13 protein-coding genes are annotated in these 12,127 nt (G+C 40.8%); 4 read left to right on the top strand and 9 right to left on the bottom strand.

Annotated features, from left to right (window positions below):
• Positions 1–252: 252 nt before the first annotated feature.
• A complete protein-coding gene (locus tag B4F91_RS09885; RefSeq protein ID WP_288635697.1) occupies positions 253–2,136 on the bottom strand; it encodes an AMP-binding protein in 1,884 nt (627 codons plus the stop codon).
• 184 nt (positions 2,137–2,320) lie between these two features.
• On the opposite strand from B4F91_RS09885, the gene B4F91_RS09880 reads away from it, so the two are divergent.
• Entirely contained in the window at positions 2,321–2,725 is a 405-nt protein-coding gene (locus B4F91_RS09880; protein WP_029772935.1) for a nucleotide triphosphate diphosphatase NUDT15, read from the top strand.
• Here B4F91_RS09880 and B4F91_RS09875 read toward each other — a convergent pair.
• From B4F91_RS09875 to B4F91_RS09860, 4 genes are all read right to left on the bottom strand, one after another.
• Positions 2,715–3,803 carry a polysaccharide lyase family 7 protein gene (locus B4F91_RS09875; protein WP_029772936.1) on the bottom strand — a complete coding sequence of 363 codons (1,089 nt, stop codon included), beginning with the start codon at positions 3,801–3,803 and terminating at the stop codon, positions 2,715–2,717. The two genes, B4F91_RS09880 and B4F91_RS09875, sit on opposite strands and share 11 nt — an antisense overlap.
• A 128-nt stretch (positions 3,804–3,931) precedes the next feature.
• Positions 3,932–4,882, bottom strand: a complete 951-nt coding sequence (locus B4F91_RS09870) for an alpha/beta fold hydrolase (RefSeq protein WP_273612016.1) — start codon at positions 4,880–4,882, stop codon at positions 3,932–3,934.
• Between the two features lie 46 nt (positions 4,883–4,928).
• Entirely contained in the window at positions 4,929–5,699 is a 771-nt protein-coding gene (locus B4F91_RS09865) for a substrate-binding periplasmic protein (RefSeq protein WP_286938855.1), read from the bottom strand.
• Between the two features lie 94 nt (positions 5,700–5,793).
• Complete coding sequence (locus tag B4F91_RS09860) at positions 5,794–6,789, bottom strand: AraC family transcriptional regulator (protein WP_286938851.1); 996 nt, start codon at positions 6,787–6,789, stop codon at positions 5,794–5,796.
• Positions 6,790–6,886: 97 nt separating this feature from the next.
• Here B4F91_RS09860 and B4F91_RS09855 point away from each other — a divergent pair, with 97 nt between their 5' ends.
• Entirely contained in the window at positions 6,887–7,333 is a 447-nt protein-coding gene (locus tag B4F91_RS09855; RefSeq protein WP_096042252.1) for an SRPBCC family protein, read from the top strand.
• Positions 7,330–8,151, top strand: a complete 822-nt coding sequence (locus B4F91_RS09850) for a sterol desaturase family protein (protein ID WP_096042251.1) — start codon at positions 7,330–7,332, stop codon at positions 8,149–8,151. Before B4F91_RS09855 ends, B4F91_RS09850 begins: the two co-directional genes overlap by 4 nt.
• A 5-nt stretch (positions 8,152–8,156) precedes the next feature.
• Here B4F91_RS09850 and B4F91_RS09845 read toward each other — a convergent pair whose 3' ends face one another.
• The 4 genes from B4F91_RS09845 to B4F91_RS09830 all read right to left on the bottom strand — a co-directional run bounded on the left by B4F91_RS09845 (position 8,157) and on the right by B4F91_RS09830 (position 11,404).
• Positions 8,157–9,989, bottom strand: coding sequence for a DUF4105 domain-containing protein (locus B4F91_RS09845; protein ID WP_096042250.1), 1,833 nt, complete (start codon positions 9,987–9,989; stop codon positions 8,157–8,159).
• Between the two features lie 80 nt (positions 9,990–10,069).
• On the bottom strand, positions 10,070–10,552 hold the full coding sequence (locus B4F91_RS09840) for a DUF3015 domain-containing protein (protein WP_024033216.1): 483 nt from the start codon (positions 10,550–10,552) through the stop codon (positions 10,070–10,072).
• Positions 10,553–10,718: 166 nt separating this feature from the next.
• Positions 10,719–11,102: a hypothetical protein gene (locus B4F91_RS09835; protein WP_024033215.1), complete on the bottom strand. Its 384-nt coding sequence runs from the start codon at positions 11,100–11,102 to the stop codon at positions 10,719–10,721.
• Positions 11,099–11,404, bottom strand: a complete 306-nt coding sequence (locus B4F91_RS09830; protein WP_036963831.1) for a hypothetical protein — start codon at positions 11,402–11,404, stop codon at positions 11,099–11,101. Before B4F91_RS09830 ends, B4F91_RS09835 begins: the two co-directional genes overlap by 4 nt.
• A 271-nt stretch (positions 11,405–11,675) precedes the next feature.
• Here B4F91_RS09830 and B4F91_RS09825 point away from each other — a divergent pair, with 271 nt between their 5' ends.
• The gene (locus tag B4F91_RS09825) at positions 11,676–12,095 is read left to right on the top strand and encodes a VOC family protein (RefSeq protein WP_096042249.1); all 420 of its coding nucleotides are present in this window, start codon (positions 11,676–11,678) and stop codon (positions 12,093–12,095) included.
• Positions 12,096–12,127: the final 32 nt, after the last annotated feature.

Below are 12,127 nucleotides of genomic sequence, written 5' to 3'. Positions count from 1 at the left end.
GTAAATAGCCCCTAGGAAGAACCCTTTGGGCAGAGCCTGTTTGGCATTAATGCTACGTTATCGCCTATTTGTGGGGAACAACCACACTATATAGGCTCTGCCTTGCCTAAATACCAAACAGACAGCTGCAAATTTAACCTTAAAAGATCAACAGACCCTAGCATTAAGTAAGAAAGTGCTAATGAGTATAAAATTTCAGTCAAAGTAAAAGCCATTTTATTTTAAATATAAAATGGCTTTGTTAGGTTGGATTTAACGCAGGGTGAGCTGCTGGTTTATTTCTTCAAAAATACCGGCGTCGTCTATGGTTGAAGGAATTTGTAGTTCGTCGCCATCGACCAGTTGACGTAAGTTTTTGCGTAGTATTTTACCTGAACGAGTTTTTGGTAATCGCTCTACGCTTATTATTGTTTTAAGGCACGCTATAGCGCCTATTTGGTTGCGTACTGTTTGCACAAGCTCTTGCTCTACATCGGTAGGGGAGCCGGTAAAGTCGTTTTTAAGTACGATCATGGCCATCGGTAATTGACCTTTTAGTGTATCGGTAACCCCAAACACCGCGCACTCTGCAACGGCTGGGTGGGATGCGACTATTTCTTCCATTTCGCCGGTTGAAAGCCTATGGCCTGCTACGTTTATAACATCGTCTGTGCGGCCCATTATAAATAGGTAACCATCGTCATCTATGTAACCACCATCGCCGGAAAGATAATACCCCGGGTACTGAGTTAAATAACCGGTTTTAAAGCGCGCTGTGTTTTGCCAAATGGTGGGTAAGCAACCTGGCGGCAGCGGCAATTTTATAGCCACCACGCCTTGCTCGTTTGGTGCGCATTGCTCGCCTTGCATATTTAATATTTGCACATCAAACCCAGGAGTTGGCACGGTGGAGCTACCTGGTTTTGTTACTAATTCTTCTATGCCTACGGGGTTACAGGCAATGGCCCAGCCGGTTTCTGTTTGCCACCAGTGATCGAGTATTGGCAGGTTGGTTTTTTCTTTTAGCCAGTTATACGTTGGCGGGTCGAGCCGCTCTCCCGCTAAAAATAAGCGTTTTAAACTACTGGTGTTGTATTGCTTAAAGCCCTCTGCGTTAGGGTCTTCTTTTTTGATGGCTCTAAACGCAGTGGGCGCTGTAAATAATGCATTTACTTGGTATTGCTCTACTACTCGCCAAAATGCACTGGCATCAGGTGTGCGAACTGGTTTGCCTTCAAACAATACTGTTGTACAGCGATAAATTAGCGGGGCATACACTATGTAGGAGTGCCCAACGACCCAGCCTATATCTGAGGCAGCCCAAAACACCTCGCCGGGCTGCATGCCGTAAACGGTTTCCATGCTGTAGTGCATAGCAACACCATGGCCGCCGTTTTCACGCACTACGCCTTTAGGCGTACCTGTGGTGCCTGAGGTATATAAAATATAAAGAGGATCACGCCCACTTACAGGTACTGGCTCTACTGCAGTGGCTGTTTGCATTGCCTCATCCCAGTTAATATCTCTTGTGGGGATAAGCGTGGCAGCGACTTGTTCGCGCTGGTAAATAACGCAATGATCTATTTTATGATTGGCAAGATCTATGGCGTGATCAATCAGCGGTTTATATTCTATTACGCTATCTACCTCTACACCGCACGAAGCGCTCAGTATGAGTTTAGGTTTTGCATCGTCTATACGTACGGCGAGTTCATGCGCTGCAAAGCCACCAAATACCACAGAGTGTATAGCGCCTAATCGGGCGCAGGCCAGCATGCCTATTACAGCTTGGGGGATCATGGGCATATAAATAACAACGCGGTCGCCTTTACTAACGCCTAACGATTGCATTACACCGGTAAATTTAGCTACCTCTTGCTGTAACTGGTAGTAGCTATACTTCTGCTGCGTGTTGGTTACGGGGGAGTCGTAAATAAGCGCGGTTTGCTCGCCAAAACCGGCAATAACGTGTTGGTCGAGCGCTAAAAAACTGGTGTTTAGTTGGCCATCATCAAACCAATGGTAAAGGCCGTCAGTGTCTTGTGTGTAGGCGTGTTCAGGCTTTTTATACCAAGGTAAGCGCTTTGCTTGTTCAAGCCAAAATTGTGCTGGGTTTTGTTTAAAGCTTTCGTATTGTTGTTTATATGGGCCTAACATAGTGGGCTCCTAATACTAAATGTGTGTGAGAGACCTTACAAAAGGTAGGCTTTTTTTTAACCGATAGGTATTCGACTATGGTCGGCTAAAAGTTAATCAACACTTTGGGTTTTAAAATACAAAATTGACAATACAAAGCGTGTGGCTCAGCATGGCGCGCAATTAAAATAAGAGAAAATACAATATGAGTAACGTAGTAAGAGTAGGGGTTGCGGTTATTATAATGCGCCAAAACACTATTTTATTAGGTGAGCGAATAGGGTCGCATGGTGCAAATACATGGGCAACGCCTGGTGGACATTTAGAATTTGGTGAAAGTGTTGAGCAGTGCGCAATACGCGAGGTATTTGAGGAAACAGGGCTAAATGTGAGTAAAATTACCAAGCTTGATTTTACTAACGATATTTTTAGTGCTGAGAATAAACACTACATTACTTTATATGTAAAAGCCGATTACGAGGGCGGCGAGCCTGTGCTAAACGAGCCAAATAAATGTATGCAGTGGCGCTGGTGCGACATTAATAATTTACCATCGCCACTGTTTACATCACTTAAAAACTACTTAACTACAACAACGCTTACGGCTTAGTTGATGGGCTTAATACTAATTTTTTAAAGCTCACTTGGGCGTAATCACCATTTTGTTTGTCGGTGGCCCAATCGCCAGTGCCTAAACAACCTGGGTACCAAATGCCTTTAGCGCTTTTGGTGCTACATTGGTTATAAGCACCCGCTTTAAAGTAATGCCAATCGGCAGCATAGCCATTAGGGTGATCTTTTTCATCTACCTTGCCATAGGCATCTACGTTATTGCCTAAGTTAATTGCGTAGTTAACGTCTTTTTTGCCTTGGGCACTAAAGGTTAAGTACATCATGTTTTTATGCACGTTTACTGTGTAGCTAAAGTCTTCGCCAAGCGCTATGCCCGCCACACCGGGATCGTCCGAATTTTCCCAAGTGTTGCCCCACACAGGGTATGTAATGTCGGTACGGTTAGGATCTTTTTTTGGTAAGTTACGTTCGTAGTTCCAAAAAACAGATCCGGTTTTATGGCCAGGCCATTTTTTATAATAAATTTTAAGCGGCTCGTTACCCCAGCCAAAACCCAGTTTTGTATCTATTAAGGCCTGATCTTTACCTGCGTGAATTTGCCCTACCACCACAGAATAAGCGGCTTTTTTATTAGGATCGTTAGCGCGAAGTGCAACATGATCCACCTTTAGGGTGGCTTCCATTTTTCCGCCTACCGAGCCAAAGCGCTCCGATAGCGGGTGTACAGCTAGGGCAAAGTTATTCTTTGAATTTTTAGTTTTTATTTTGGTATTGGTGCCGCGGATCATTTGTCTTAGTTCACTGCGGGTATTGGTTGAATTGGCACTGGTAAGCGCTTTATTTGGCGAGGTAAATACCATATAACCTTGATCATCAAGGTAGAAAAAATCAGGGTGCGCGTAGGTTTGGATCTCTTCTACGTCTACGGTATCTATTTTTCCATCGTTATTGAGATCTACAGGTACGTTTATTTTCCATTGCGATAAATCAAATTTTGACGCAGGTACTGCGACATTACTATCAACAGGTGTACTTGTGCTGGCACAGCCCATAAATAGCAAAGGGGTAACAGCAGCCAGTGCTGTGAGTTTAAAAGTAGATGTTAGATTTTTCATTGTTGTCTCTGTGTGATGATATTAAAAATGAGCGATATTAACTTCGCTTAACTTTAATCTAACATACCAATTTAAAATATCAACATTACCAATTTTTTGTTTTCGTAGTTTTTGTAGTGCCTTTTTGGTTATACCAAAGTGGTTTTTTGTTGCTGTTGTTTTTTACGTTTTTTATTTAGGTGTTTGCGCTGCGCTTTTTTTACATGCTTAACTATCCACTTTGTCATAAGAGGCATAAGTTCTGGCGCAAAATTATGGCCCATCCCAGGGACTACTCTTAGCTTGGCTTTTTTTATAAGGCTTGCCGTTTTTTTGCCTGCACTTACGGGTATTACCACATCGTCGCTGCCGTGAATTACTAAAGTAGGCGTTTTAATTTTACGAATTAAATGTTGCCTGTCTTTACTCGCGGCCATAGCAATAAGTTGGCGTTTGTAGCCACTTGGATTATGCGCGCGCTCTACAATTTGCGTTGCATGATGGCGAAGTGCGTCTTCTGATTGAGGGTAAGCGGGGCTGCCAATAAGTTGGTTAAGTTTAATGTTGTAGTTTATTGCCTCATCACGGCTGGATGTTTTGGGCTTTAATTTGGCAAGCTTTATAAATACGCCAATGCTTTTGGCACTCAGCCTTGGCAGGCTAGAGCTTGACATTATAGTGGTTAAACTTAGCACCTTTTTTTTATGTTGAGCTGCAATTAGTTGAGCAATCATACCGCCCATAGAAGCACCTACAAAATGCGCTTTTTTTATTTTAAGCGCCGCCATAAGCGCCAATACATCGTTTGCCATATCATCAAGTAAATAGGGCGTTTGCGTGCGTATGGGCAGGCGTTTACTTAACCACGATTTAAATAAACTCGGGCTAGGGTGGTGCTCTAAATGAGTAGAAAGGCCAGTGTCGCGGTTATCAAAGCGTATAACCCTAAAGCCTTTTTTTACTAAGGTGTAGTAAAGCGAGTCCGGCCACACGGTCATTTGTGCGCCTAAACCCATAATAAGTATGATTGCGGGGGCTTTTTTATCGCCTTCGTCTTGGTAACTGAGTTTTATACCCTGAGGTGTTTTAATTGTTCGCATAGCCAACTAGCAGTGTTTGCGTTGCTAAAATTATAGACCCTGTTTATTACAACTTGTTGGCAGTAGCCGGAAACGGTAGCTGCCACTTGGTTAAAATAGCCTGATATTCACCGTTTTCTTTTAGCGTGTTAAGTGCATGGCTAATAGCGCTTGCGGTGTGTTTATCTAGGGTTTTGTTGGCACTAAAATATAATTTTGAAGGGTAGTCGGTTAAATGAATTCGCTTAGTTATTAAATTGGGATTTAGGCCTGAATGGTTTAGCTCGTTATTTAATGTAAGTGTATTGGTTAGTACAAAGTCGATGCGTTTTTTATAAAGCATTTGCCACAGTTGCTGATAGTAGCTTACAAGAACTAGGTTTTTGTCTTCGGTAAAACCGGCGTTTTTTAAATAGGTGGCACTTGAATAGCCACGTATTGTGGCCACTTGGTAAAATTTTGCGTGATTAAGGTGGGTAACTTCATCAGTACGGTTTTTTAAGCTAACTAAATAAGCATCGGCAAAGTATGACTCACCTAGCCAGGTGTATTGCCTTGCTCTAATGGGGGTTTTTAAAAGAGACAACGCAATTGCATTTGGGTTGTTTTTAAGCATTGTAAAAATACGCGCCATAGGAATTATTTCAAACTTGGCGGATAGCTTTGTGTGTTTAATGGTGGCTTTGGCTAAATCGACTAATGCGCCGTCGGGTTCGTTATTTTCATTTATAAAATGATAAGGTGGGAGATCTTCTGCTACAAAGGTAATGGTTTGTGCGTTGCACATGGCGCTATAAAGCATAAACACACAAATACTTAATACTACACGCACAAATATAACCCACATTTTTAATTATTATGCGCTCTAGTTTAAAGAGTGTTGATTAAAAGGTATACCATAAATGTTTATTTAATGTGAATAACACTGCGGTTCATTTACGTTTTAAAAATTGTGTGGGTGTGCAATGGTGCCATCGTAAAAAAGCACGATTAAACGAGCTCTGATCTTTAAAGCCTAACAGGTTAGCTAGTTCGCTAAGTGAGAGCGTACCAATTAACGTGTGGGATCGGTTTTTTCTTTCTTGTTCGAGCAATTGCGCAAAGGTTACATGTTGTTTTTTTAAATGTCGCTGTAGCGTGCGCGGTGTTACGTTTAGTGCGCTTGCAACAGCAATAAGCTGACAATTTTGTAATGTTGTTTTTGCAATAAGTAGCTGTTTAACTTTTTCTGTTAGGCACTGCTGACTTTTAAAACGCGATAGCTGCTGTTGTGAAAGCTGCTTAAATGTAGCATTTACAATGGCGTTGTCGGTTTTAAAGGCAAGGTTTAAATAACTGCTCGGAAAATTTATTTGGTTATGCGCTGCGCCGCTTATAACGGGGCATTTAAACCACGCCTCTAACTGTTGTGTGTGCCTTTTAGGCCAATTATGTATAAAGCTGATACTGCTTGGGCAAAGTGATGCGTTTATCAATTGGCGAATAACGCTTACCCACGCAGTCATGTTTCGTAATACAACCTGTTCATTACAATGAGGATGAGCATGCCAGCGCACCGTAGCGGTGTCTGCAGTTTGCAAAAACTGCGCTTTACCAATATCTGCCACTAAGCTGTCGTAATTTAACAGTGCCTTTATAGCGCTACTTAGGGTATCGCTCGATTCTATTAAATAGCCCAATATACCGTAATCTGCGGGACGAATGTGCATACCTAAAGTAAAACCAAACAGCGCATCGTTTAGCGCTTTTTGGCCATACACAAGCAGCGCATTGTAACTTTGTAAACTAATGCGGGGTGCTAATTGCTGACTATGCTGGCGACTAAATTCAGTAAACCCGATTGCCTTAAGAGCCGTACTAGAATCAATACCTTGGGTTTGCAAGTAATCTAAAATGCTTGAAAAGTAATGATCAGCCAGTGTATGCATTTGTCGTCTAAAGCTAAAAAATGGTCGTGTATGAGCAAGCTTGCCATGTTCAATTTTTATATGCTAGTTACATGAGTAATTATCTTCGCTGTAAACAATGATCTTTATATCAATAAAACAAACGCTTAATGCTGATCCTTTGCAAATAATAACCACCTTGTTGGATCATCAGCAGTTAGATCGTTTTTTTAATGCCAAGTTTGAGCTAATAAAAACAGCAAATAGCGGTGAGCTAAAAGGCGGTAAAGGTGCCATTAGGCAAGTGAAAATGGCAAATGCCACGTTTAATGAGCGTATAATAATGGCTAACCCCAGCCACATTTGCTACCAAATAGTAGGTAATCAGCCTGTGGCAAACCATCAAGGTGATATTTATTTAGTTGCTAATACAGGCGCTAAAAGTATCACTACCGAGCTTAACTATTGTATACGCTGCAAAGCGCCGTGGTGGCTGCCAAATGCTTTGCTAAAACACCTAATTAGTAAAGATATAACCCAGGCATTAAATAAACTGCAGTATTACTTTATGGCGGACAAAGTATGAACTCAGAAATTATTTTACTTGCCCTAAGCCCTGTGTTTTTAGTGTTTGTATGCTTTGAATTTGTAAAGTTTAAGCGTTATTACAATATAAAAGACAGCCTAGCAAACACCGTTTTAGCCTTGTTGCACCAAGGCGCAGATGCAATGGCACTGCTGCTACTTATGCCATTTTTTTACATGCTTTACGAGTACCGCTTATTTGATATTAAGCTAAGTGTATTAAGCATTGCTTTTGCATTTTTACTGCAAGATTTTTTGTACTATTGGTTTCATCGTGCGTCGCATCATATTCATTGGTTGTGGGCTGCGCATGTGGTGCACCACAGCTCCACTAAAATGAATTTTACCACTGCGTTTAGGCAAAGCATAATGTACCCAGTAGCCGGCATGTGGGTATTTTGGCTACCTATGATACTACTAGGCTTTGACCCTTTAACCGTATTTAGCGTAGTGGCACTTAATTTGGCATATCAATTTTTTGTGCACACGCAAATAGTGGCTAAATTAGGCTGGTTTGAAAGCGTATTTAATACGCCGTCGCACCACAGGGTTCATCATGCAATTAATAAACGCTACCTTGATAAAAACTTTGCCGGTGTGCTTATTATTTGGGATAAATTATTTGGCACCTTTGTAGAAGAAGACAAAAATCAGCCCTGTAAATACGGCATAGTAGGGCAGCTAAATAGTAATAACCCACTAATAATAACGTTTCATCAGTGGGCTCATTTATTAAAAAGTACCTATACGGCGAAAGGGTTAAAAGCTAAATGCAAAGTGCTATTTGGCTACCCAACCAGTAGCGTTAAAGTTAAATAACAGACTTAAAAGTAAAACTGCACCGCAAAACTAGCCGCAGTATTATGGCTGTGCCATTTTTCGTGCTTTATTTGGCTGCGAAGCGCTATATTACGCGACAGCGCGTAGCTCCAGGTTAGGGTAGCTTCGCTGTGGTTATTAGCATTACTATCGCTTAGCCAAAACATATTACCTGTAAGGGCTAGTTTGTGATTGTTATTTACTTGCCAAATAACGCCCGCCTCACTGCCTAATCCAACGCTGAGCTGGTTAGTAATATCTCCAGTATTTAGCTCAAACTGTCCCAAAATGTAGCCATGCACACTGTTTGGATTGCCATAAGATTTACCGTATCCACCCTTAGTAAAAAAACGGCCAGAGCGTTTGTTTGGGCTTGGTTGCCTATCAAAGCCCATTTTTATATTCCACGACCAGCTATCAAATACACGGTTATCGGGGGCAAGCGACATAGCATCAAGTAAGTAAAAGTGCTCAATATGGCTATTCCCGCTATCTGATAGGTTGGCTGATAAGTCAAAAAAGCTAATTTGTGCACCGGGTATAAAGCCTGCGGGTCTGTCTAGTAAATCATGATAAGCAAGGCGATAAGCTACATTGGTGGTGTTTTGCTGGTTATTATTTTGCACTCTTTTAGCCGTTAGCCTTGAAGAGCCATGGCCTTGCTCTGGTGACGCTTTAGGCTTTGCCGGCTTAGACAAAGGTGAAGGAACCGCATACTTACTGCGCATTAAAAGTAACTTAGTAAGACGAGGGGCTATTTCCTCACGGTTAAGTGCTTTGTCGTAAAATTCAAAATTTAACCATTCGTACGCCATTTCTAATATGGCCACAAGTTCTTGCTGCGAGTAATTACGTGTATTTAATGGCTTGCCTTGCATAAGAGCTCTGGCATCACTTAGTTGTTGATCACTTAATTGTGTTGAATAGTGGAATAACTTAGTGCCAAAGGCGGGACGATAATTTGGCGTTTGCAGTAAATTGTTATCCCTTAACACGGCAACAGTGTCTGAAGGAATAGCCTGCATATTAAATTGTGAGGTTAAGTTAAGCTCCTCATTTGCTAATTGCAGTAACGCGAGTAACTGATAGGAGCAATTTTCGTCTATAAAAAAGTAATCAAAAGTGGCGTGTTGTAGCTCCCACAAATGTAGTAACACCAGCTCAACTTGTTGCTCGGTTAAGTTGAGTTTGTATTCCCAAATATCGCGTGATTCTAAATCATTATATTCGCGTACTTTTTTATAATACGGCATAAGCGAAAACTTACCCGGATAGCTACCAATAAGGCCTTTTAATGCGTACATAGCAGCGTTATCTGAGCCATCAGGTTCTGCCGCAAAGTTTACAGCAAAGGCAATTAGCTCTTTACTACGGGTTTGATCTTTAGCATCGATGCGCAGCAAAGTGTGCCCAAACATAGAAGAAGGGCTGTTCATAAATGCAGTAGGGAATACAAGCGTAACCCCTTTAGGATTAATGACTTGTTGCCAGGCTTTAAGCTCAGCGCAATCAAGAGCAGGCCAATTGTTTTTAATTTTTGATTTTAGCCATGTGTAGCGAGCTGGAAATTGGCAGCTGTATTTTTGTTGACTGCTTTTATTGGCATTAAATGCGTTAATGGTGGCATTTAGCTCATCTACTGGGCTGGTTTTACCTGTAGGCGATAAAAAAAATTCGGCGCTATCTACTTCGCTTTTAAAGCTACCTAATGTGGTATTGCGGTAGTGGCCCAGTTTAAGCCAATAAGGGTGTGTGGCTAAGGTACTTTTTTCAATACTTTTAGCATGTGAATGCGTACTAAAAAGTATGGCTAGCAAAGTAAATAATATTTTTTTCATAATCACTAAATCATAAAAAAGCCGCTAGAGGATACTCTAGCGGCTTTATTTATACATATAAAACCGGCTAATTTAGCTGATTAAGAAAGAGTATAAGAAGCTAGTTGTGCATCGCTTGCTACAACAGCGTTTAGGTTTTCTAACACTGTTTGTGAAGTTACGTTCTCAGAAGTAAATACTGAAGAAAACTGTGCTTGAGCAAGCTTGTTGAATGCTGCTTTATCTTGTTCTGAAACGCCCCAAACCTCAGCAAGTGTTGCTAAAGTTTCGCCTTCACCTTGAGACATATCACGAGCAAGTTGCTCCATGTTGCCATCGATGAATAATGCGATTTTTTCAGAAGAAGTAACTGTACCAGTACCGTCACAACCTAAAGTACCAAATGTGATACCGAAAGTTTGGTTACCAGAAGTACCGTTAGTTGTAGCGCCTAAAATTTTAACGCCTTTACCTTGCTGACCAGCAAATAACATAGAGCCTAGGCCACAACCAATATCTTGGTCAGCCATTGCATTAGAGAAAGGAAGTAAAGAAAGTGCTGCTACTGCGATTATTTTTTTCATATTCATAAATCCATATACGATTAGTCTTTATTTAGGGTAAATAAAGATCGCGGAGGATTTTAACAGAGTTGTAGAAAAAAGGAACATAACTAGCTATGAATTTTTTCATGTTGCGTTTACTTTAAGCAATAAAATAAACAAGTTACTAACTGGTTTTAGCTTGCTTTTAAGAGCTTGGCTTTTTACTTCTTGGCGCTCCAAGTAAAATAAACATGTGGCAAATACAAATAGATAAAAACGCACTCACACCTAAGGCACCGCCATAACCATCAAGCTTTGGTACTAGGTATTCAAATAAAAACGAAAATAAAATAGATGAGCTGGCCACGGTATAAATACCAAAACGGTGTGGGGCGCTCATGCCTATAAACGTGCCGCCAAAAAACACGACTGAGTATAAGTCGGGGTTTAGGTTTAAAGCACTTAATAGTAAATAAGCAATAATAGAAAGCGAGGCCGATGCACGTATGCCATCAAAACGATTATGTTTGGCTAAGTAAAACGTTAAAAACGCACCTAATAAGGCTATAAATGGGTATTCTAAATTCATAAAACCATTCCTTTGGCCAACATAAATAAAGCCACGCTTGCAAAGGCAACACTGCCAAGCTTACCGCCAAATCCGGTAAACATATTTATGGTAAGCACATATAGACTGGCGCCAATAACAGAAATTATGGCTATTTCCCAATAACTTGTAATTAAGTGTGTAGAGCACATGCCGGCAAAACTACCTGCGTAAATAGCCGCATAGGGATGGTTTTTAAACCGAGCAGGAAAAGGAATAAACGAGCCAATTAGCCCTGTAAGCGCCGCCGAAATAACTAAAGGCAATGCAAAAGTTGTGTGCATGGCAAAGCAGGCTACAAAGCCTAAAAAGAAGGTTATAAACTTTAAAAATAAGAATTTAATCATAGCAGCGCATTTTAAACTAATCCTTTTACGCTTTCTAACTATCTCTAATAAATAAAATGTGGGTGTTAGCGTTAAATGTTATTAAGGCTACTTTTTAAGCTGGGTTGGTATTAACTATGCTTATTTGTGGCTGTTAATGTTTCATAAATTATATTTTATGTATAATAGAGGTTATTAACATACAAATTTAAAAGATTAAAGGTAATTTATGTCTAACTGTTTGCACTTGGCTATACCCGCTGGCGATTTAAAAGTAGCGAAAACGTTTTACTGTGATGTGCTTGGCTGTAAAACAGGGAACAGCGAAGAAGGGCGCTGGATAGACATAGATTTTTGGGGTAATGAGCTCACATTACACCAAAGTGAAGAGCGCTTACCCACTGTTCGCCACGATGTAGATATGGGCGCAGTGGCGGTACCGCATTTTGGTATTCATTTATCTGAAGATGAATTTAACGGTTTAAAAAAACGTATAGAAGATGCGGGGCTTGAATACCTAGATAAACCGTATCGCCGTTTTGTTGGTGATGAGTTTGAACAAGAAACCTTTTTTATTGAAGATCCAAACGGCAACGTGCTTGAAATGAAAACCATGGTAAACCCTGAGGTTTTATTTAAAAAAGCGTAAGCAATATTTATTAAAGAATAGGCCACTTTTGT

The sequence above is a fragment of the Pseudoalteromonas sp. UBA6610 genome (assembly GCF_002433295.1).
In the GTDB taxonomy this organism is placed as follows: Bacteria; Pseudomonadota; Gammaproteobacteria; order Enterobacterales; family Alteromonadaceae; genus Pseudoalteromonas; species Pseudoalteromonas atlantica.
The sequence above is the reverse complement of the archived record's forward strand: the minus strand, read 5'-3'. Positions and strand labels throughout refer to the sequence as shown.

Excerpts from the sequence above, each read along its gene's own strand:
- B4F91_RS09835 (WP_024033215.1), bottom strand. The coding sequence starts at position 11,102 with ATGAATTTAGAATACCCATTTATAGCCTTATTAGGTGCGTTTTTAACG.
- B4F91_RS09850 (WP_096042251.1), top strand. The coding sequence starts at position 7,330 with ATGAACTCAGAAATTATTTTACTTGCCCTAAGCCCTGTGTTTTTAGTG.
- B4F91_RS09880 (WP_029772935.1), top strand. The coding sequence starts at position 2,321 with ATGAGTAACGTAGTAAGAGTAGGGGTTGCGGTTATTATAATGCGCCAA.
- B4F91_RS09860 (WP_286938851.1), bottom strand. The coding sequence starts at position 6,789 with ATGCATACACTGGCTGATCATTACTTTTCAAGCATTTTAGATTACTTG.
- B4F91_RS09845 (WP_096042250.1), bottom strand. The coding sequence starts at position 9,989 with ATGAAAAAAATATTATTTACTTTGCTAGCCATACTTTTTAGTACGCAT.
- B4F91_RS09885 (WP_288635697.1), bottom strand. The coding sequence starts at position 2,136 with ATGTTAGGCCCATATAAACAACAATACGAAAGCTTTAAACAAAACCCA.
- B4F91_RS09825 (WP_096042249.1), top strand. The coding sequence starts at position 11,676 with ATGTCTAACTGTTTGCACTTGGCTATACCCGCTGGCGATTTAAAAGTA.
- B4F91_RS09840 (WP_024033216.1), bottom strand. The coding sequence starts at position 10,552 with ATGAAAAAAATAATCGCAGTAGCAGCACTTTCTTTACTTCCTTTCTCT.
- B4F91_RS09875 (WP_029772936.1), bottom strand. The coding sequence starts at position 3,803 with ATGAAAAATCTAACATCTACTTTTAAACTCACAGCACTGGCTGCTGTT.
- B4F91_RS09830 (WP_036963831.1), bottom strand. The coding sequence starts at position 11,404 with ATGCACACAACTTTTGCATTGCCTTTAGTTATTTCGGCGGCGCTTACA.
- B4F91_RS09855 (WP_096042252.1), top strand. The coding sequence starts at position 6,887 with ATGATCTTTATATCAATAAAACAAACGCTTAATGCTGATCCTTTGCAA.
- B4F91_RS09870 (WP_273612016.1), bottom strand. The coding sequence starts at position 4,882 with ATGCGAACAATTAAAACACCTCAGGGTATAAAACTCAGTTACCAAGAC.